27 protein-coding genes and 1 riboswitch are annotated in these 19,691 nt (G+C 42.3%); of the genes, 17 read left to right on the top strand and 10 right to left on the bottom strand.

The window, feature by feature from the left end; genetic code table 11:
* The first annotated feature begins 7 nt into the window (after window positions 1-7).
* Window positions 8-901, top strand: a complete 894-nt coding sequence (locus ID12_RS10495) for an RluA family pseudouridine synthase (protein ID WP_035392659.1) — start codon at window positions 8-10, stop codon at window positions 899-901.
* 40 nt (window positions 902-941) lie between these two features.
* Here the strand turns inward: ID12_RS10495 and prpE are convergent, their stop codons facing one another.
* Window positions 942-1,685 (bottom strand): bis(5'-nucleosyl)-tetraphosphatase PrpE, encoded by a 744-nt coding sequence (gene prpE / locus ID12_RS10500; protein WP_017359667.1) that lies wholly within the window; start codon window positions 1,683-1,685, stop codon window positions 942-944.
* A gap of 160 nt (window positions 1,686-1,845) precedes the next feature.
* Here prpE and ID12_RS10505 point away from each other — a divergent pair, with 160 nt between their 5' ends.
* From ID12_RS10505 to ID12_RS10550, 10 genes are all read left to right on the top strand, one after another.
* Window positions 1,846-3,693 (top strand): monovalent cation:proton antiporter family protein, encoded by a 1,848-nt coding sequence (locus tag ID12_RS10505; protein ID WP_046527497.1) that lies wholly within the window; start codon window positions 1,846-1,848, stop codon window positions 3,691-3,693.
* Between the two features lie 53 nt (window positions 3,694-3,746).
* Window positions 3,747-3,856, top strand: a riboswitch (TPP riboswitch).
* A 78-nt stretch (window positions 3,857-3,934) separates the two neighbouring features.
* A complete protein-coding gene (tenA, locus tag ID12_RS10510; RefSeq protein WP_050827159.1) occupies window positions 3,935-4,645 on the top strand; it encodes a thiaminase II in 711 nt (236 codons plus the stop codon).
* On the top strand, window positions 4,620-5,237 hold the full coding sequence (gene tenI / locus ID12_RS10515) for a thiazole tautomerase TenI (RefSeq protein ID WP_035392414.1): 618 nt from the start codon (window positions 4,620-4,622) through the stop codon (window positions 5,235-5,237). Before tenA ends, tenI begins: the two co-directional genes overlap by 26 nt.
* Window positions 5,221-6,333, top strand: coding sequence for a glycine oxidase ThiO (thiO, locus tag ID12_RS10520; protein WP_050827160.1), 1,113 nt, complete (start codon window positions 5,221-5,223; stop codon window positions 6,331-6,333). Before tenI ends, thiO begins: the two co-directional genes overlap by 17 nt.
* Complete coding sequence (thiS, locus tag ID12_RS10525; protein ID WP_017367025.1) at window positions 6,330-6,533, top strand: sulfur carrier protein ThiS; 204 nt, start codon at window positions 6,330-6,332, stop codon at window positions 6,531-6,533. Before thiO ends, thiS begins: the two co-directional genes overlap by 4 nt.
* Before the next feature lie 4 nt (window positions 6,534-6,537).
* A complete protein-coding gene (locus ID12_RS10530) occupies window positions 6,538-7,305 on the top strand; it encodes a thiazole synthase (RefSeq protein ID WP_007498979.1) in 768 nt (255 codons plus the stop codon).
* On the top strand, window positions 7,302-8,315 hold the full coding sequence (locus tag ID12_RS10535; protein WP_035700330.1) for a thiazole biosynthesis adenylyltransferase ThiF: 1,014 nt from the start codon (window positions 7,302-7,304) through the stop codon (window positions 8,313-8,315). Before ID12_RS10530 ends, ID12_RS10535 begins: the two co-directional genes overlap by 4 nt.
* Window positions 8,316-8,332: 17 nt before the next feature.
* Window positions 8,333-9,139, top strand: coding sequence for a bifunctional hydroxymethylpyrimidine kinase/phosphomethylpyrimidine kinase (thiD, locus tag ID12_RS10540; RefSeq protein WP_017359661.1), 807 nt, complete (start codon window positions 8,333-8,335; stop codon window positions 9,137-9,139).
* Window positions 9,140-9,288: 149 nt separating this feature from the next.
* On the top strand, window positions 9,289-10,065 hold the full coding sequence (fabI, locus tag ID12_RS10545) for an enoyl-ACP reductase FabI (RefSeq protein WP_003211867.1): 777 nt from the start codon (window positions 9,289-9,291) through the stop codon (window positions 10,063-10,065).
* A gap of 113 nt (window positions 10,066-10,178) precedes the next feature.
* On the top strand, window positions 10,179-10,760 hold the full coding sequence (locus tag ID12_RS10550; RefSeq protein WP_050827161.1) for a CotO family spore coat protein: 582 nt from the start codon (window positions 10,179-10,181) through the stop codon (window positions 10,758-10,760).
* A 37-nt stretch (window positions 10,761-10,797) separates the two neighbouring features.
* Here the strand turns inward: ID12_RS10550 and ID12_RS10555 are convergent, their stop codons facing one another.
* The 5 genes from ID12_RS10555 to ID12_RS10575 form a co-directional block, all read right to left on the bottom strand.
* Window positions 10,798-11,241 carry a CotY/CotZ family spore coat protein gene (locus ID12_RS10555; RefSeq protein WP_008348434.1) on the bottom strand — a complete coding sequence of 148 codons (444 nt, stop codon included), beginning with the start codon at window positions 11,239-11,241 and terminating at the stop codon, window positions 10,798-10,800.
* A gap of 212 nt (window positions 11,242-11,453) precedes the next feature.
* The gene (locus ID12_RS10560) at window positions 11,454-11,945 is read right to left on the bottom strand and encodes a CotY/CotZ family spore coat protein (RefSeq protein ID WP_008348432.1); all 492 of its coding nucleotides are present in this window, start codon (window positions 11,943-11,945) and stop codon (window positions 11,454-11,456) included.
* Between the two features lie 147 nt (window positions 11,946-12,092).
* Window positions 12,093-12,578, bottom strand: a complete 486-nt coding sequence (locus ID12_RS10565; protein WP_050827162.1) for a spore coat protein — start codon at window positions 12,576-12,578, stop codon at window positions 12,093-12,095.
* An 88-nt stretch (window positions 12,579-12,666) separates the two neighbouring features.
* The gene (locus ID12_RS10570) at window positions 12,667-13,002 is read right to left on the bottom strand and encodes a hypothetical protein (protein ID WP_050827163.1); all 336 of its coding nucleotides are present in this window, start codon (window positions 13,000-13,002) and stop codon (window positions 12,667-12,669) included.
* 44 nt (window positions 13,003-13,046) lie between these two features.
* Window positions 13,047-13,433, bottom strand: coding sequence for a spore coat protein (locus tag ID12_RS10575; protein ID WP_050827164.1), 387 nt, complete (start codon window positions 13,431-13,433; stop codon window positions 13,047-13,049).
* 177 nt (window positions 13,434-13,610) lie between these two features.
* Here ID12_RS10575 and ID12_RS10580 point away from each other — a divergent pair, with 177 nt between their 5' ends.
* The 5 genes from ID12_RS10580 (at window position 13,611) to spoVIF (ending at window position 15,083) form a co-directional block, all read left to right on the top strand.
* Entirely contained in the window at window positions 13,611-13,961 is a 351-nt protein-coding gene (locus ID12_RS10580; protein ID WP_050827165.1) for a DUF1360 domain-containing protein, read from the top strand.
* 71 nt (window positions 13,962-14,032) lie between these two features.
* Window positions 14,033-14,161, top strand: coding sequence for a hypothetical protein (locus tag ID12_RS19585; protein ID WP_008348422.1), 129 nt, complete (start codon window positions 14,033-14,035; stop codon window positions 14,159-14,161).
* 84 nt (window positions 14,162-14,245) lie between these two features.
* Window positions 14,246-14,467 carry a hypothetical protein gene (locus ID12_RS10585; protein ID WP_008348420.1) on the top strand — a complete coding sequence of 74 codons (222 nt, stop codon included), beginning with the start codon at window positions 14,246-14,248 and terminating at the stop codon, window positions 14,465-14,467.
* Between the two features lie 84 nt (window positions 14,468-14,551).
* The gene (locus ID12_RS18950; RefSeq protein WP_008348419.1) at window positions 14,552-14,689 is read left to right on the top strand and encodes a YjcZ family sporulation protein; all 138 of its coding nucleotides are present in this window, start codon (window positions 14,552-14,554) and stop codon (window positions 14,687-14,689) included.
* A 136-nt stretch (window positions 14,690-14,825) separates the two neighbouring features.
* Window positions 14,826-15,083, top strand: a complete 258-nt coding sequence (gene spoVIF, locus ID12_RS10590; protein ID WP_008348417.1) for a sporulation-specific transcription regulator SpoVIF — start codon at window positions 14,826-14,828, stop codon at window positions 15,081-15,083.
* Window positions 15,084-15,099: 16 nt separating this feature from the next.
* Here spoVIF and ID12_RS10595 read toward each other — a convergent pair whose 3' ends face one another.
* On the bottom strand, window positions 15,100-17,409 hold the full coding sequence (locus tag ID12_RS10595) for an ATP-dependent helicase (RefSeq protein WP_050827166.1): 2,310 nt from the start codon (window positions 17,407-17,409) through the stop codon (window positions 15,100-15,102).
* Between the two features lie 126 nt (window positions 17,410-17,535).
* On the opposite strand from ID12_RS10595, the gene ID12_RS10600 reads away from it, so the two are divergent.
* Complete coding sequence (locus tag ID12_RS10600) at window positions 17,536-17,793, top strand: hypothetical protein (RefSeq protein WP_008348414.1); 258 nt, start codon at window positions 17,536-17,538, stop codon at window positions 17,791-17,793.
* 83 nt (window positions 17,794-17,876) lie between these two features.
* Here ID12_RS10600 and ID12_RS10605 read toward each other — a convergent pair whose 3' ends face one another.
* From ID12_RS10605 to ID12_RS10615, 3 genes are read right to left on the bottom strand one after another with little or no spacing between them, the layout of a single operon-like run.
* On the bottom strand, window positions 17,877-18,311 hold the full coding sequence (locus tag ID12_RS10605) for a GNAT family N-acetyltransferase (RefSeq protein ID WP_008348412.1): 435 nt from the start codon (window positions 18,309-18,311) through the stop codon (window positions 17,877-17,879).
* A gap of 6 nt (window positions 18,312-18,317) precedes the next feature.
* Window positions 18,318-18,833, bottom strand: a complete 516-nt coding sequence (locus ID12_RS10610) for a YjcG family protein (protein ID WP_024720139.1) — start codon at window positions 18,831-18,833, stop codon at window positions 18,318-18,320.
* 52 nt (window positions 18,834-18,885) lie between these two features.
* Complete coding sequence (locus tag ID12_RS10615) at window positions 18,886-19,626, bottom strand: esterase family protein (RefSeq protein ID WP_046527487.1); 741 nt, start codon at window positions 19,624-19,626, stop codon at window positions 18,886-18,888.
* Between the last annotated feature and the right edge of the window lie 65 nt (window positions 19,627-19,691).

Here is a 19,691-nt window from a genome sequence, read left to right on the forward strand (position 1 = left end):
GTTCTCGCTGGAATACTTTAAGATAAACAAAACCATATCAGCCAAAGAAGAAGGCAGGCTGTTGAAGGACTACTTAATCGATCTTGGCATTTCAAAACGAATGCTGACAGATATTAAATTTGATGGCGGTGACCTTCTGATTAATGGAGAGCATGTGACCGTGAGATATGAGCTGCGCGAGGGAGACAGGCTCACCATTTTATTTCCCGAGGAAAAAGTGAGTGAAGGGCTAAAACCTGCGGCCATTCCGCTTGATATTTTATTTGAGGACGAGCACGTGCTTGTGCTGAATAAAAAGCCATATATCCCATCGATTCCTTCTCGAGAGCACCCTGAGCATAGTATTGCAAATGGGTTGCTTCACCATTATGCTAAGCAGTCCGTTCGACTGACTGTCCACTTGGTGAACCGTCTTGATCGTGATACTTCTGGTGTCATGTTAGTCGCTAAACATCGCTTTGCACACAGCCTTTTATCAAAGGCGCAGAAAAAAGGGGAAGTCAAGCGAACGTATAGAGCCATGACACACGGCATGATCACGCAAAAGGAAGGAACAATTAGAGCAAAAATTGCTCGAAAAGGGGACAGCATTATTGAACGAATGGTGAATGAATCTGGTCAGGAAGCCGTAACACATTATACGGTGCGGGCGGTACATACTCATTTAGATATGTCTGATGTGTCCCTTATCCTTGAAACGGGAAGAACTCATCAAATTCGTGTTCACATGCAATTCCTTGGTCATCCGCTTGTTGGAGATACGCTATATGGTGGAACAAGCGAGAGAATAGGCAGGCAGGCACTTCATAGTGAAACCCTTGTTTTTCCGCATCCGATAACAGGGGAGTCCATGACCTTTTCGGCTCCTTTGCCGGATGATATGACATTATTGCTTCAGTAAACAAGTAAACCCGGTCACCTGTCATGGTGGACCGGGTTTTTTATTGCGTGAAATGCTGAAATCTTGAATCATCATATGGCATAGATGAAGGAACAGATACTGTCTCAAGCTCTGGATATCTAAGGGCAGAGAGCTTGTGGCCAAAGACACAGCCTGTATCAATGTTAACCGTTCTACCGATAAATCTTGGTTCTTTTACGGGTGTATGCCCGTACACAATCCATGGTTTTCCGTGATATTCCTTTGCCCAGTCCTTCCTGACAGGTCGACCGTCTGGCCATGTTTCTCCGGTGACTGCTCCAAATAATAGATAAGACCTCATCTGTTTGTTCGGTTTTTTGCCAATATCCTTTTCCTTCATCGCTGCGTGTGCAATGATCAGTTCATTCGGAATCAGTACATCATAAAGCGGTGCCTTTTCAAATAAATGTTTAAATTCACGTGATAAAATGGTTTGTTCATCATGCGGCAGGTTTTTGATTTCGTTGACCGTTGTTTCAATGCCATGCAGTAATTTTACGGGATTTCCTTTCAAATAGCGATACAGCTTAAAACAATGGTTGCCAGGCACATAGCGGATGGCGCCCTTAGAATAGGCGTGTATGACAAATTGCATCACGGCAACTGATCGAGGGCCGCGGTCTGTTAAATCACCAACAAGGGCCAGTGTTCTCTTATCAGGGTGGACAGGTAGTCCGTGTTTGAGTTCGTATCCTAGTTTGTGTATGAGGGTAAGCAGCTCTTCGTAGCAGCCGTGGATATCGCCGATGATATCGAATTTCATAAAGGTTCCTCCTGATTTTTTCATCCATTTATCGGATATAAAGAAGTTTGAATTTTAGAAAATATAACGAATGGCTTTCATTTCATTTGGGCAATTGTTAGAATCAATGCTTTAACGTAAAACTTAAAAATTAAACATGAATGTTAGGAGGCTTTAGCCAATGGAGCATACATCTGTTTCATCACTCGTTGTCGTTATTATTGTAGCCTTTTTCACCCCCATTTTATTGCACCGATTTAAGCTGACCATCCCGGTCGTTGTCGCTGAAATCATCATGGGGCTCATCATTGGAAAAAGCGGTCTTCAACTAGTTGTTGAACACGACGCATGGCTAGATACGTTATCCATGCTAGGTTTTATTTTTCTTATGTTTTTAAGTGGACTTGAAATAGATTTTTCTTCTTTTGAATCAAAGAAGAAAGCGCGAGAACTACCAAATGGATTAAAAGAACCGAATACATTTAAAACAGCGACCATTATTTTTGTTGGCGTATTTTGTATGTCCTTTATCCTGTCTTATGCGTTTGTCCTTGCAGGATTTATTCAAAATGCCTTTTTAATGACGCTTATTATTTCCACCATCTCATTGGGTGTGGTAGTTCCTACCTTAAAAGAGGAAAAGTTGATGCAAACGAATATTGGTCAAATCATTTTGCTTGTAGCCGTCATTGCTGATTTGGTGACAATGATTTTACTTGCTGTGTTTTCCTCCATTTATGGCGATGGAACAGGGAACATGTGGTTGCTCTTATTATTATTTGCGGCAGGTATTCTTCTTTATTTATTTGGCCGGGTATTTAAGACAAAGTCCATTTTTCAGTCCATGTCAAAAGGAACGGTGCAAATTGGGACAAGAGCCATCTTTACTCTCATTATAGTCTTAGTTGCCTTATCTGAATCACTCGGTGCTGAAAATATTCTGGGGGCTTTTTTAGCAGGTGTGCTTGTGTCTCTTCTTTCGCCTAATAAAGAACTCGTACAGCAGCTGGACTCATTTGGCTATGGATTTTTAATTCCGATCTTTTTTGTGATGGTCGGTGTGGACCTGAATATATGGTCACTCTTTAAAGATCCAACCATCATGATCATGATTCCGCTACTGTTTATTGCATTATTGCTTAGTAAACTCGTTCCGATTCTTTATTTAAAAAAATGGTATGACATGAAAAAGGTCATTGGTTCTGGTTTTTTATTAACCTCGACGTTATCCCTAGTTATTGCGGCTGCAACGATTGGTGAGCGGCTTGGTGTCATTGATCATAAAATGTCAGGAGCCCTCATTCTAGTCGCTGTGCTCACGAGTATTTTAACGCCTGTTTGGTTTAAGGCGTTATTTAAACAAGAACGTGAAACCAATCATAAAAAGCGTGTGACGTTTATTGGAGCGAATCAGCTGACGTTACCTGTGACGCTTGATTTACATCAGGATGAATATGACATCCGTATTTTACACGTCTTTCAGGAAAATAAAGAAGCCTTGCTTGCTGACTCCATCTTTGAAGTTGAAGCGATTGAACAATATGACGATGATACGCTCAGGCAGGCTGGCATCGGGCAAGAGGATGTGCTCGTTGTGGCTACAGGCAGTGAAACGAAAAATAAGGAAATTGCTTTATTTGCAAAAGAAGAAGGGTCTAAACAAGTCATTGCAAGTGTCAACAAAGCGGAAGCCGAGCTGACTTTAAAGGAAGCAGGGATCGATACCTTTTCTAACTTCTTATCATCTAAAACGGTGCTGAGGGCATTGATTGAAGCACCTGATGCGATTCGCTTGTTAACAAATGAGGATTCTTCTTTGTATCAAATTCAAATGAACAATCATCGGTATCATAACGTCATGCTGAGGGAATTTCCATTTACCGGCGATTTGGTGTTTGTCCGTATTTTTAGAGGAATTGACAGCTTAGTACCGCATGGGGATACGACGCTTAGAAGCGGTGACCGCGTGCTTGTGTCTGGCTCCCGGGAGTATGTGGCAGGACTAAGAGCCCAATTAGAGTTGCAATGAACCCTTGACCGATGAACAAATCCTGATTAAGATAGAGGTACAACAATATATGTTTGATCCACTAGGGGAGTCCTTTAAAAGGGCTGAGATAAAAGTATAGACTTTTAGACCCTCATTACCTGAACAGGTTCATACCTGCGTAGGGAAGTGGTGCGGTGTTTGACTATGCTTTTTACAAATTCCAAACCACTTTCCACGCGGAAAGTGGTTTTTTTATATGGAAAAACAGGAGGAGAGGAACATGACATTTTCGAACGAATGTAAAGAAGCAGCAGCTAGATGGTGGAATGGGAGCTTTACACACCCTTTTGTGAAAGGGATTGGTGATGGCACACTTTCACTCGATCGTTTCACTTATTATGTGATGCAGGATTCGTACTATTTAACTCATTTTGCAAAAGTACAGTCGTATGGAGCTGCCATTAGTGAGGACTTATATACGACAGGCAGAATGGCATATCATGCGCAGGGTACGTATGAAGCAGAGCTATCACTGCATAGAAAGTTCACAGAACTGCTCCAGATCTCTGATGAAGCGCTGGCAAACTTTAAACCTTCTCCAACTGCGTATGCATATACCTCGCATATGTACCGATCTGTGAAAAGCGGTCGTTTTGAAGAAATTTTAGCCGCATTATTGCCGTGCTACTGGCTTTATTATGAGGTAGGAGAAAAACTGAAACAAACAACACCTGACCATCCGATTTATCAAGAATGGATTTTGACATATGGCGGGGATTGGTTTAAAGAGCTTGTTTTTGAACAGGTGAACCGTTTTGATGAACTTGCAGAAAAAGCGCCAGAACATGTGCGGGCTAATATGAAAGAAAATTTCGTGATTTCGAGCTATTACGAATACCATTTCTGGGAGATGGCGTATGAAAAAGAAATGTGGCAGACAGCATGCTTAGATGGGGTTGGTGCAAATGGAACTCCATGCAGTGACAAATGATACGCTTCCTGTCAGGGAGCTCATCAAGCAAATAAAAGACATTGCGTCTGAAGTAGACTTTATTCATATTCGTGAACGATCGAAGGCAGCAGGTGAGCTGGTTCACCTCGTGAAACAACTCCTAGCAGAAGGTGTTCCGAAAGAAAAGCTGATTATCAATGACCGAGTTGACGTTGCGCTGCTGACCAATATTCACCGGGTTCATCTTCCAGGACACAGCTTTTCGCCAAAGGAATTAAGACAAAAATTTCCTCACCTCCATGCGGGGGTATCGGTTCATTCGATAGAAGAAGCCAAAGCAGCAGAGAAGAACGGGGCAGAGTATGTCATGTTTGGGCATGTGTATGATACCGCATGCAAACCCGGACTTCAGGCGAGAGGCATAAAGATTGTGGAAGACATGACTTCTTCGCTGTCCATTCCAGTCGTTGTCATTGGTGGAATCACACCAGAACGACTGCCAGAATTGATGCATGTTGATTTAAAGGGAATAGCCGTCATGTCGGGGATTTTTGCTCATCCTCAGCCGCGCAAAATGGCGCAAATATTTTCTAAAAAGCGAAAGGAGAATCCTTATGAACAAGCATTATGATGTTGCAATCATTGGTGGTGGAATCATAGGGATGTCGATCGCTTATCACCTTGCAAAAGCAGGAAAGCAGATTGTCTTATTTGAGGCAAATGAGATCGGGAAGCAAACGACGAGTGCGGCTGCTGGCATGCTGGGTGCACATGCTGAAGGAGAAGGTGATGAGGATATTTTCTTTCAAGTAGGCAGACAAAGTCAGGTTTTATATGAAAAATTAACGGTCGACCTTCAGCGTGAATCGGGCATTGATATTCGGACATCAGTGGGCGGGATTATGAAGGTGGCTTTTACAGAACAAGAAAAGCGAGCGCTTTGCCGGATGCAGCATTTGCCCACATTTGAATGGCTTGAAGCAAGCAGCGTAAAAGAACGTATGCCTCAAATAGCAGATGACATCGTAGGAGCAGGCTTGATAGCAGATGATGTACATGTCGAGCCATATGCGGTATGCAGGGCTTTTTGGCAGGCGGCTGTTCGGCATGGAGCGGATGTGAAGGAGTTTACCCCCGTTATCGATGTGAAGAGGGGAAAAGAAACTTTGACAGTCAGTACAGCTAAAGGCATCTTCACATGTGATCATCTGACTGTAGCAAGTGGTGTATGGTCAGGCCGTTTTTTAGAAGAACTGGGGTTATCACATTCTCTCTATCCTGTAAAAGGAGAATGCGTGTCTGTTTGGAATAACGGTCCAGCGCTTGCACACACCATCTATCATGATCATTGTTATATCGTTCAAAGGGATAGCGGTAAGCTAGTGATTGGTGCAACGATGAAACCGAATGACTGGCAGGCCGTTCCGACACTTGGCGGTATTGAAGCAGTTATTCACAAAGCATCTCAGCTCATGCCTTCTATTCGAGAGATGCCGATTGATCAATGTTGGGCAGGTCTTCGGCCAGCGACAAGCGACCGGCACCCCTATATCGGAAAACATCCGGAAGACGAGCGTATTCTTTTTGCAACGGGACATTACCGAAATGGCATTTTACTTGCGCCAATTACGGGGGAAATCATTCGCGGCTTGATAGTAGGCGAGTCTGTTCACAAGGAATGGCTTCATGCGTTTCGTATTGGGCGAAAGGAGGCATTGTTCGTATGAAAATTCAATTGAATGGAAGAATGGTTGATTTCGATAAGGAAAATGGCACGATTTTTGATCTGCTGTCAGCCTATCAACTTGAAAACCGAGTGGTGATCGTTGAAAAAAATCAAGAAATTATAGATAAAGAAGCCTTTCAACAGGTAAAAATTCAACCAAATGACACGATTGAAATCGTTCACTTTGTAGGAGGAGGATGACACCATGCTGCGCATTGGCGGAAAAACATTTACATCAAGACTATTACTAGGGACAGGAAAGTATCCATCATTTGAAGTTCAAAAAGAGGCGGTCAACGTATCAGAAGCTGAAATTTTGACCTTTGCTGTGCGAAGAATGAACATATTTGAACCATCACAGCCCAATTTTTTAGAGCAGCTTGATTTATCAGCCTATACATTGCTGCCAAATACTGCAGGGGCAAGTACAGCGGAAGAAGCGGTGCGGATTGCTCGTTTAGCGAAAGCTTCTGGACTGTGTGACATGATCAAAGTAGAAGTCATTGGCTGTTCAAGATCTCTTCTGCCAGATCCAGTCGAAACGTTAAAAGCATCTGAAATGCTATTAGAAGAAGGCTTTATCGTGTTGCCATATACGTCAGATGATGTGGTGCTGGCAAGGAAATTAGAAGAACTTGGTGTTCATGCCATTATGCCAGGTGCTTCTCCAATCGGTTCAGGTCAAGGGCTTTTAAACCCTCTGAATCTATCGTTTATTATCGAACAGGCAAAGGTGCCAGTTATTATTGATGCGGGTGTAGGTTCGCCGAAGGATGCTGCTTATGCGATGGAATTGGGCGCTGATGCTGTATTACTGAATACAGCCGTGTCTGGCGCAAAGGACCCTGTGAAAATGGCTAAAGCGATGAAGCTGGCGATTGAATCTGGAAGACTCGGTTTCGAGGCAGGCCGTATTCCACTCAAAAACTATGGAACAGCCAGCAGTCCGCAAGAAGGAATGCCAGCATTTTGAGCACACGTTATTCACGCCAAGAGCTTTTTAGGCCGATCGGTACAGAAGGACAAAAACGGCTAAATGCCTCAAATGCCGTCATTATTGGGGCTGGGGCACTTGGAACAGCGAGTGCTGAAATGCTCGTCCGTGCCGGCGTAGGATCTGTCACCATTTTGGATAGAGATTATATTGAATGGAGCAACCTGCAGCGTCAGCAGCTTTACACAGAACAAGATGTTCTTGATCGGCTGCCAAAGGCTGTGGCTGCTGAGAAAAGACTCAAGCAGGTGAACAGTGACGTTCACGTGAGAGGCATCGTCATTGACGTGACCGCTCAAAATATTGATGAGTACGTCAGCGGGGCATCCATCATCGTGGATGCAGCGGATAATTTTGAGGTGAGAATGATTGCGAACGATGCGGCCGTCAAACATCAAATTCCGTTCCTTTACGGGGCCTGTGTAGCAAGCTATGGTATTCAATTCACAGTGATTCCTGGTGAAACACCATGTTTACACTGCCTGCTTGAGCATTTGCCTGCACAAGGCATGACATGTGATACAGCAGGAATTATTAGTCCAGTAGTGCAGCAGGTTGCGGCCTATCAAGTGGCGGATGCACTGAAGCTTTTAACAGGACACCACATCACACCGGTATTAAGATCGTTTGATTTATGGACAAACGAGCGATCTGATATTCGATCCGTTACGTCTTTAAAAAAGAAACAATGTCCAAGCTGCGGTCTTAAGACATATCCATTTCTCTCATATGATCAAAGAGCAAAAGCAGATGTATTATGTGGACGAAATACCGTACAAATTCGCAGTGCACTAGGGGCACCCCCTGCGCTGCATGAAGTAGCCCGTCAGCTAAAGAAAGCAGGAATGGATGTGTTGGAAAATCCTTATTTGCTTTCGTGTCAGAAGGATGAGTACAAGCTTGTTTTATTCAAAGATGGCAGAGCGCTTGTACATGGGACAAATGATATTGCGAAAGCGAGAACGATTTATCATCAATGGATTGGCTAATGAGAGGGTGAGATGACATGACGATTAAAAAAGCATTAACCATCGCAGGTACTGATTCTGGTGGTGGAGCAGGTATTCAAGCAGACTTGAAAACCTTTCAGGAGCTTGGTGTGTACGGAATGTCCGCCATTACGGCCATTACAGCGCAAAACACACTTGGCGTTCACGGTATTTATCCTCTGTCTATCGAGGCGCTCGAAAGTCAAATTGATGCAGTAGCAGAAGACTTGTTGCCAGATGCCGCTAAAACAGGGATGCTGTGGAGTGCCGACATGATCAGTGTCGTTGCTGAAAAGACGAAGCAATATGACTTGAAACTAATTGTCGATCCAGTCATGATTGCCAAAGGCGGCGCTTCTTTATTAAATGAAGATGCGGTCTCTGCTATGAAAACACAGTTACTGCCTGTCAGTTATGCAGTCACACCGAATCTCCCTGAGGCAGAAGTGCTGATAGGCATGCGCATTCAGACAAAAGACGATCGCCATAGAGCAGCAGAACGACTTTATGAGCTTGGCACGTCCTATGTTGTGATCAAAGGAGGTCATAGTCCTTCAGACGGCCTCATTACAGACCTTTTGTACGATGGAAAAAGCTTTTTTGAACTCACGAACGAACATATTGATACACCACATACACACGGAACAGGCTGTACATTTGCAGCGGCATTAACGGCAGAAATAGCAAAAGGTCGTTCCATGAAAGAAGCCTTTGAAACGGCAGAAACCTTTGTCCATGAGGCGATCAAATTTCCTCTGAATATTGGCGCTGGGCACGGACCGACTAACCACTTTGCTTATCAGCAAAACAGAGTCAAAGCATAAAAAGAAGACTGTCTTCACTTGTGAGGACGGTCTTTTTTCTGAAATAAAAACTTTCTTTCAACGGAAATTGTCAATATCTCATGATTTGTGATAAGATTATGATCAGGTACTAATACTATGTCTTGAAAAAATAGGAGGCTTTAATACATATGAACTTTTCTTTAGAAGGCCGTAATATTGTGGTGATGGGTGTTGCCAATAAACGAAGCATCGCTTGGGGGATTGCTCGTTCACTTCACGAAGCAGGAGCTCGTTTGATTTTTACTTATGTTGGAGATCGTCTTGCAGAATCAGTAAAAGAACTAGCAAGCACGCTAGAGCGTGATGATTCCATTATTCTTCCTTGTGATGTGACAAGTGATGAAGAAATCGAAAAATGTTTTGCAACGATTAAAGAAAAAGTACAAGTCATCCATGGTGTTGCACATGCGATTGCATTTGCGAACAAAGAAGAGCTTGTCGGTGAATATTTGAACACGAACCGTGAAGGTTTCCTTTTAGCGCACAACATTAGTGCCTATTCACTAACAGCTGTAGCAAAAGCAGCACGTCCGCTCATGACAGAAGGCGGAAGCATTGTCACACTTACTTACCTAGGCGGAGAGCGCGTTGTCTCTAACTACAATGTCATGGGTGTAGCAAAAGCAGCCCTTGAAGCAAGTGTGAAATACTTAGCAGCTGATCTTGGAGCGGAAGGCATCCGTGTGAACAGCATTTCTGCTGGTCCAATTCGTACGTTATCTGCAAAAGGAATCAGCGGCTTTAATACGATCCTGAAGGATATTGAAGAGCGTGCACCGCTTCGCCGTACAACGACTCCTGAAGAAGTTGGCGATACAGCACTATTCTTATTCAGTGATTTATCCCGCGGCATGACAGGTGAGAATCTTCATGTTGATTCTGGCTTCCATATCATTGCCCGCTAAACGAATAATTGATTTGCAGCATACCAATCACTGGTATGCTGTTTTTTATTTTTCTTCTGATTTGGGGTGTCCTCTCATATATATAAGGAATGAATCATTCGGGAGGGATCAGTATGTCAAATAAAGGTGATGAGAATCAAAAGCCGCTTATGTATATTGTTCAGCCGAGCTATGATGAATCAGCGCCGGCCATGCAAAATATTGTGAGAAAGCGCAAGAAGTCCGAAAAACCTTCAGAAACCAAAAAAAGCGCCAAAGAGGATGTAATCGAAGAGAGCGTGCAAGAATCTGTATCACAGGAAGTAAAGCAGAAAAAAGAAGAGCCGCCTGCGCTACAGCAAGAGCGGGAGATCAATCAAGAAAAAGATAATTCACAAAATCGAGAGGCAGTACAAGAACAAGAACAAGAAAAACAGCCAGAAGGCGTATTTCATGAAACAAAAGAAGAACCAAGAAGAAAACGAGTGAAGAAGCCGTTAAGCCAAATGAATATTGAGGAGAAAGTCGATTTTCTTACAAGTCTGCCGCATAATATGCCGAGAGCGCTTTGCCTCATTGAAGCCGATGGAAAAACATACAGAGGAATCATCATGGAGAGACAAGACAATATGGTCGTCATCCGCACAGCAGGCGGCGGTAATCCAGTAGAATTAGCGATTGGTGATATTTCTTCTATTCATCCACTTGGTTTTTAATGAACATAAAAAAAGTCCCATAACGGGACTTTTTTTGTTAGCAGCTACGGTTGATGAGTCTTGGATTTAAGCACTCGATTGCGCAGAAGCAGTCAAGGTCTACTTCAATGCAATATTTTGATTTTTCTAAACGGAACACATCACATACGGAATCTTTATCTGTAAAATCTAAAATATGACGATCTTTGTCAAATGCAATAAGCAAGCTGAGTGTTGCGCAGTGATCAGAGATGTGTTCGACTCTGAAAAATGCAGTGCTGAAGCAAGGGCCAGCATCTACTTCTCCGACGTTTCCGAATGCAACGAATGGTTTTGATTTTGAGGTAAATAGAACAAACGGGACAGTGTCACCTAATGAATGTGATGGAGAAAGGAGATTGCTGTAACAGCTGGTCGGGCAATCCTCTTCGACGGCATTTTGTAAGTCGTTTATGTTTTCAACAGCCTCTGCTACACAGTTCCATGAATGTTTGCGGCTCATATTCAACCCTCCTATACAAGGAAATTTGTTTGAGTGTTTGAGCACTGTCATCATCATCTATAAGCTTTATTATGTGTCTCGCCGGTTGATGCATCTAATGTCAATCAATGCGGAAGCGGCCGCCTTTTGCTGACTGCTCCGCATGATTGGTTGTCATTCGTGAGGAAGGGGATGCTTTGACTTATGACAAGTTAGATGAGCGGGCGATTGGTTTAGCCGTGGTGATGATGCTTTTTATCTTTTGTTGGCATGACTCTGTCGACAAGTTCTGGATTTAAACATTGGATCGCGCAGAAACAGTTCAAATCAACTTCGATACAAAAGTCCGCTTTTTCTAAACCAAAGAAGTCAGGATCGCAAGGGTGACAAACGCTTAGCGTATGTCCGTGTACATCAACAGGTCTTAATACAGATAATGTGGCACAGCAGTCATGCAATTTTTCAACCCGGAAGAAAATGGATTCGAAGCATTGGCAATCGTCAACAAATCCTCCAATGTTTCCGAAAGTAGAGAACAATCCGCCCTTTTTATCAAAAAGTAAAAACGGAATCGTATCTTTTCCAGAAACTGTCGGGCTTAATAAATTACTGTAGCAGCTCGTAGGACATTTATCTTCTACAGCTTCCTGCTCTGCTAAAATCTTATCAACCGCATCGCATACACAGTTTTCATCATGTCGGCCATGGTGTTTTCCGCAGCTCATGGATTTCAGCTCCTTTAACAAGGTATTTGACTTTAGTCCTTAACAACATATGTATGCGCCCTCTAGTTGGTGTGGGTAAATGACTATTTATCTTTGTTGTATTTTTAGAAAAAGGAAAAGCAGAGCTTTTCGCTCTGCTTTTGTACATTAGAGGATACCAATTGCAACGATCGTCGCAACAAGTGTCTGTGTAAGCGTTTGGATGGCAATAGAGATGTCCGCATCGATTGTAGAGACTGTAACGTTTCTAGAGTTTTCGATAACAAGTTTCTGGCGGTTTGTTTGTTTGTGAGTAGCGGCTTGTAAGAGATCTTGTGTGACGCGGTCAGCTAAATCACCGTCTGCGATTGAGATGTTTGTAATGGTAATGATCGCTGTTTGAACAGCTACTTGGATAGATGCTGCTACCTGTGCATCAACAGAAGAGACGTTAATGTCACAAGAGTCTCTAACGATAATGACTTCCTCAGATGTCTGTTTTGTGACACTCACTTGATCAAAGTCTTGTAAAACATCTTCATCATCATAATAGTGGCCGTCACAAACTGCTTTTCTTTCGTAGTTATGGTGGTAATCTCCGTGGTGTGAACAGTTACGATCTAGAGCGACCCAAGAGTATGGTTTAGAATCCATTTCTTTTCCTCCTTCCGTTTACTTTATTAAATGCTGGAATGATTGGTTTTGTCTCGGGCATTTATCCTAGCAGGCAACCCATTTTTATTTAATCGTTATTTTGCTGCGCTTGACGGCGCTGCTGGATACGATCTCGAAGTGAATTTCGTTTAGGACGCACTTGTGGTTCAGGCTCGACCTCTTCTGTATGTTTTGCTGCCTCTGCCTGCCGCTTTTTCTCTTGCTGCTGCTGTACGAAATCATCTGCTTTCTTTTGTAAGTCTTCAACTAATTTCAAAATCATTTTTCGTTGATCATCTGAAATGTTTGCTTTCTGATCATCTGTGATGTTGTTTTTGTTTAAAATATCACTCACAAGAAGACTTGTTAGTGGATCAACATCAGTGTTGATTTGAAACTCCTTTTTTTCGTTCTCTTCAGCCACGATTATTTCACCTCTTTCATACGTGATGTTAGAAAAAGAAAGGGTCAAAGAATGCCGGCTTCAACTAAGAGTACATTCAATGTTTGGGTGAGAATTTGGACGGAGTTCATAATAGATGCATCTGATAATGTAATCGTGACGTTATAGCAATTGATGATTTGGATCACAGTCTTCTTTTGGACTGTCACTTGTTGTGAGGCTAAGAGCTGATCTGTGATGTCTGTAGCCAATTCATCGTCTGGTACAAGAAGTTGGATTAAAAGAGTAATGATTGTCGTTACGGTCGCTTGAAGGGAGAGTGCGGCTGTTACATCTGTTTTATGAATCGTGACATTTTCGGAATCCTTAATCTCGATGAAATCATCATAATTGCTGATTAATTCGTTTAACAGTTGTGTGTATAATAAATCAGCACTTTCTTCAATAGACAATACTTTCACTCCTTTCTTATCTATACATTATTTAATGCAGCAGAGGCTCAAGGTGGAATCGGAAAGCATGAAAAAGTACAACCCAATTTTATTTGCACTCGATTCATCATGGTGGTCTTTCTTTTTGCATATATAAAGAAAGGACGGAAAAAGAAGAATGAAGGAGGTGGAGGTTCCATGAGCGGCGCTTTGTCATTTGCTATATTTGCCCTCGCATCCTTTAGGCTGACGAGATTGATCGTGTTTGATACGATTACAGCCCCCTTTCGCCGTCTATTTCATGAAGAGCAAGAAGAGGTAAACGAACAAGGTGAAGTCGAGACCTATATCGTCATTAAGGGGAAGGGACTGCGATCGTGGGTAGGAGAGCTGTTAAGTTGTTATTGGTGTACGGGTATGTGGTGCACTGCTGCTTTACTACTGATATACATATTTTTTCCTGTCATCAGCATGTGGCTTAATTTACTATTAGCGATTGCCGCCGCAGCAGGCTTGATTGAAGCAGTCGTGTCGAAGCTTGTGAAATAAACAGGCATTCTGATCAGACACGCTTAAAGAAAATGCATATACTAACATGGAATAGGAAAGGAAGGGTTGCGATGAAACCAACTGAAACACCGTCACATATGCTTCAAGGGTATCCAGCGCAGTCAAATCAACAATCTGTATATACGAAGAAAATCAAGAAGACTGGCTGCGGCTGCGGGAAGAAAAAGAAACCTCAATAGGGAAAAACAAAAGCCGGATTTATCCGGTTTTTTTGTTGCCCTTTTTTTGGGTGATGCATATGTAAGAGAGAAGGGGTGACCAGAATGGATGCATTCGAACAATTAATCGGTTCCTTGTTCACTAAACCCCATGATGGGAAAGAGCAAGCGCACGAAAAAGCTGAAATGGATCTAGCGAATAAAGCGAAGGATCTTGAAGAGCACTTAAAAGCATTTGGCGAGAAAATGGATACTTTTGCGAAAGAAACAGAAGCATTCATGATCCGTCATGGAGAGGCAGATTACGTCTTTAAACAGCAGAAATAAAAATTCCGCACTTTTTTATGTGATCGTCCAAACCATTTCATGTATTTTTCATATTTTGTAAGGGAGAAGAGGAGGTGCTTATATATGAGTTGTTACGGTTACGGTGGCGGTTATTGCGGAGGTTATGGTGGCGGCTACGGCGGCGGTTATGGTTCAACTTTTGTTCTTGTCGTCGTGCTTTTCATCCTTCTAATCATCGTTGGTGCTTCTTTCTTTAACTAAACAGTAAGAAGGTGAGGGAAGCAATAGGGAAGCCTTTTGCTTTCCTTTCTCTTTGCTAACAAGGCAGCAGGATAGGCACATATCTCGCCTATTTTCATATAGTAAGGTGATTACTCCACAAAGAGGAGGCAAAGGAATGGATAATAAGTTCTTTAAAAGTGTGGAAAATAAAACAGGTGTAAATATGAATGATGTCTTTAAGCTTGCAGGTTCTTTGCAAAACGCGAACTTTAAAGATGAGAATACCGTTCGAGGTGTCATTAAAAAAGTGGCGCAGCTTGCAAACAAACGTGTACCTAAAGAAATGGAAGACAAAATCGTTCAATCGATTACAAGTGGAAAAGAAAAGCTTGATTTTAATACAATCGCTAAAATGATGAACAACAAAAAATAAACAACAGGCTCTCCATTTAAAGGGGGGCCTGTTGTTTTTGTGTGAATAATTCGCGATTTTTCTTTAAAAGAGGGTACAAAAAGCGGGAGCGGTGAGCCGTTTTTCCTCTTCTATATGATGGAACGGATAGATAAAGGGATTGTTCTGCTCTCGTCATGGCAACGTATAATAAACGCCGCTCCTCTTCAATGGCTTCTTCATCACCGTTTCTCAGCTCATCAAGTGCAAAGTCATGAGGGAGCGCCCCATCAACCACGCTCGTGATGTACACTGTTTGGAATTCTAGTCCCTTCGCACGGTGGATCGTCATGAGCTGAACGCCTGGTTCATCTGATTTTTCCTTTTCAGCAGATTTCATATGTACGGCATGAGCGAGGAAGGCTTCAATTGTTTCAAAACGTTTCGCCGCTGTTTTCACATCTCGTACATCATCTGTTCCTTTTTCAAGCACATTCGTATCATTCACTCGTTTTTTTAAATAATCACCAAGTCCCATCCTTTGTTCAATAAACGCTACAGCTTCAGATGGCTTTAACGTTTTTAACGTTCGAAACAGGGGAACGATCGATTGCAGTTTTTTGCGCTGAAACGGCTGAATGTCTGTTAGCTTTCCAAGTGCCTCTACCATAGAACAATCTTCCGTAATGGTCAGCGCCTTCATGGTATTCAGTGTTTGCTGCTTTAAAAAGAAAACGGGCAGCAGCAGCTTCATTGCGGCGACATCATCTGCATCCTGACTTAGCGAAAGAAAAGCGAGCAGCACCCGAACAATTCTTCTGCTATAAAAGGCTTTTACGCCAGCATCGGTTTGATACGGAATCGCCGATTGATGAAGACGTTCATAAATCGCACGGCCTCCTGTATTCGTTCTAAACAGCACGCAAAAGTCATTCGGTTTTGCACCGTTTTTAATTTTCTCCTGAATATCTGCTACGATCATGGTCGCTTCCTCTTCCTCGTCATATGGATAAAAAAGAGTCGGCGGAATTTTCTCCACGCGAACGGCTTTTAACGTTTTCTCGTAACGATGCTGGTTCTTCTTAATAATGGCGTCTGCACTTGCGACAATCGTATGATGAGAGCGGTAATTTGCATGTAAATGGACGATCTCGGCCGAAGGATAGTCCTGTTTGAAGTCAAGAATAAAAGCAGGATTGCTTCCTCTAAATGCATAGATGGCTTGATCATCATCACCTACACAAAATAGCTGCTCGGATTCTCCAGCTAAAAGCTGGATTAATTGATATTGTACGGGATTAATATCTTGAAATTCATCTACTAAAATATACTTGAATCGTTCTTGATATTGTTTGAGCAATTCAGGCTGCTTATTCAGCATGTGTAAACAGGCAATGGCCATGTCATCAAAGTCAAATTGTTGATTTTCACGCTTTTGCTGTTCGTATGACTGATAGATTGTCCACATTTGCTTTTCCTTTTCATCTTTCAGCTCAGGAAGTTCGTTTGGTAAAAAAGCATTTTTCCAATAGCCGATTGATTGCAGCACTTGATCGGTTGGATAGTCTTTTTCATCAAGTCCTTCATTCATGATCGCTTTGCGAATATACTGCTCTTTTTGCCAGTCGAATTTAATCAAATGCTGTCCGTTCCATTTGCCCCGATCATCGTGAAGCAGCATTTTATAAAATAGACTGTGGAATGTGCCTGTCACAACTTGGCTCGCCTGTGAAGGATGAAGCTGATACTGCATACGTAGTCTTTCTTTCATTTCACTGCTTGCTTTTGTGGTGAAGGTCACGAGCAGGATATGGTGAGCAGGGATTTGATGGTGCGACATCAGATAAGCAGCTCTTGCTGTCAGTACCCTTGTTTTCCCGCTGCCGGCGCCAGCTAGTACAAGCATCGGACCGTCTTTGTGTGTGACTGCTTGAAGCTGCGGTGCGCTAAAGGTGATGTGTGGAAAGAGGTCAATGGTATGCACTTCTTCATTCTTTTCTAAATGAAAGGTTTCGCCAAATTGAATGGACCGTGGTTCCTGCCAGTCATCCGATTCTTCTGTTTGTGAGATGATCTGTTTGCCGGTTGGAAAGCGAAAGCCGCCAAGTTCTTTGTAGGATGCCTCTTCCTCTCGTTCAGCCGGTTTCTTTTCCTCTTGTTGTTCTCTTTTTTCGCAAATCTCTTGCTGAGATATTTGCTTATGGATAAAGGCAGGTTCTTCATGTATATTTAATCTAAAAAAGACGGGGTGTCCGCAATATGGGCAAGATAAATGCCCTTTTTTCCCCTCATCATGGAGGAATTGATAGTGTTCTCTCGAATATGTATGTAATGAGATCGTTCGATCATGTCGTCGTGCGCATTTCAAAGCTAGTCCTCCAATAGTCAATCAATCTTAAAAAGAAACACATCTAATCATATCAAATGAGGCGTGTTTCAAACAGTCATAATTAGGGAATAGTAGAGTAGAAGAGAAGCAAAGGAGGCGTTCTTGATGGGATATATAGCCCCGATTCAGCCGGATCTGTATTTTCAATATATCAATCGTCCTGCTCCTCAGGATAAAGAAGACTATGCGAAAGTGACGAAGGTCACCCGCACCTTTCATGACAAGGTATACAGAGAGCTGGAGAAAAAAGAGGACTTAGTGACAGAAGCGGAAACGAAAGTACAGCAAAAAAAGCGGGAACGCTTTGTACGAGATATGTTTATGGAAGAAGGTAAGGGCGTTCATATCAATACTTACGTCTAAATGACTGCGCTTTCTTCCTGAGCGAACGAGATGGAATCAATAAAAAGCCAGAGCATCCATGATGCCCTGGCTTTTTATTTTCGTTAAACGGATAGTGTTTTTGTCATTTTGACATGTGTAATTCCTGCTTCTTCAAACGGTTCTGAAACGGCTTTGTAGCCTTTCTTTTCGTAGAAAGGAAGAGCTTGGACTTGTGCATGCATGACAGCTTCTTTCGCTCCGTTTGCCATCGCTTCAGACTCAAGTGCTTCTAAAAGCTGGTGGCCAAGACCGAAAGAGCGCGCCTCTTTTAATACACAAATTCGTTCAAGCTTTGCCTTATGACCTTCAATTATGCGCAGTCTAGCAGCAGCTTGTGGTTTGTTGTCATCATTATAAATGACAAAGTGAATGGCTTCGTCCTCAAGTTCATCAATTTCGATCTCTAACGGGACTTCTTGTTCTTTTACGAAAACTTCTTTTCGAACATAATAAGCATCTTCTCGTTGTGTTTGTTCTTTTACGATGACTGTATTCAAATGTCTTTAACCCTCTTCTCCTAAGATAAATGTTTCATAAACGGTCCAAGAACCGTTCTCTAATTGATATAAAAGGTGGAAGCGGTCAACCGTTTCCTCGTGGTCAATTTTTCTCAGCTTCAATGTGCCTAGAACGTCTGAATGCTCATCGTCTGATAACTTTTGAGCCACTGTCACATGCGGAACAAATGCATATTCAGGTGTACCAGCAAGCGGATCAGTGTACAACTTCTCATTGAGAGTCATTAATTCTTCGTTCGGTTCTACTTTCATATAAATCACGTTGTTTACAGGAGCGAATGAACTGAATTTTTTAATACGTAACGTAATAGGAGAAGCATTTTTTGCGTACTCTCGCAAGGTGGAGACGACCTCAGCTGCTTCTAGATCCGTTAATTCAAAAGGTGTTCTTAATGTTAAATGAGGTGGTATGAGTGCATAGTTCGGATCATAACGTTTCCGATAAGAGTTCGCAATGTCTTGCAATTTTTTTGATGGAAATAAAACAACTCCGTATTTCATCATGTTCCCTCCTGATTAAGAAAGTATTTATTATTTTTTATTATAACAAAATTCAGTTGATTAACGAATATGGGAGCATTCTTTTTAACGAAGGTGAAATGAGCGGCTGCCAAAACGTCCATTTATGATCGCCTTCGAATGTCTCAAATAAATAATCCGCACCGGACTTCTCCAAAAGGACCTTTAATTCTTCGTTCGGCTGAATAAAGTCAAGCACTTGCCCATCTGTCGTTTTCACAGCTGTTTCTTCTAACCCGATTTGATGGATAATGGCATAATGAGCAAGGGATGATGACTGTTTGACTGCTTGCAGAACAGACTCATCCACGTAAGGAGACTGCAAAATCAGTCCGCCAAATAACGAAGGATAATCAATGGCTGTCATAAGTGAGATCGTAGCACCTAATGAATCACCAATAAATGTACGACCTGATCCAACTTGATACGTTGGATAGTGTTCATCAATATACGGAACTAGTTCATTTGCCAAAAAGCGTTTATACGCCTCGAACTTTGGTCCGTCTGGATGATACGTATTTCGTCTTTCAGTAACATTTTCATATGGGACACCAATGATAATCGAGCGTTCCATTTCTTTATTTTGCATTAATTTTTCCGCCTGTCTGCCTATTTTACCTAGACGGAAATAATCATGACCATCTTGTGCAATGATGACATGATATGTATAAAGGGGGGAGTAATTGACTGGCAAATAAATCAAAATGGTCATATCTGCCCCAAGTTCTTTTGACTGTAAGGTTTCTTCTTGAATGATGCCTGTTTTCTTCACCATAATCCATTCCTCCAGCTAACCAAATTCATCATAAGTGAAACGTTTCCATTCATTGTAACACGAAA

This window comes from Bacillus altitudinis (assembly GCF_001191605.1).
In the GTDB taxonomy this organism is placed as follows: Bacteria; Bacillota; Bacilli; order Bacillales; family Bacillaceae; genus Bacillus; species Bacillus altitudinis.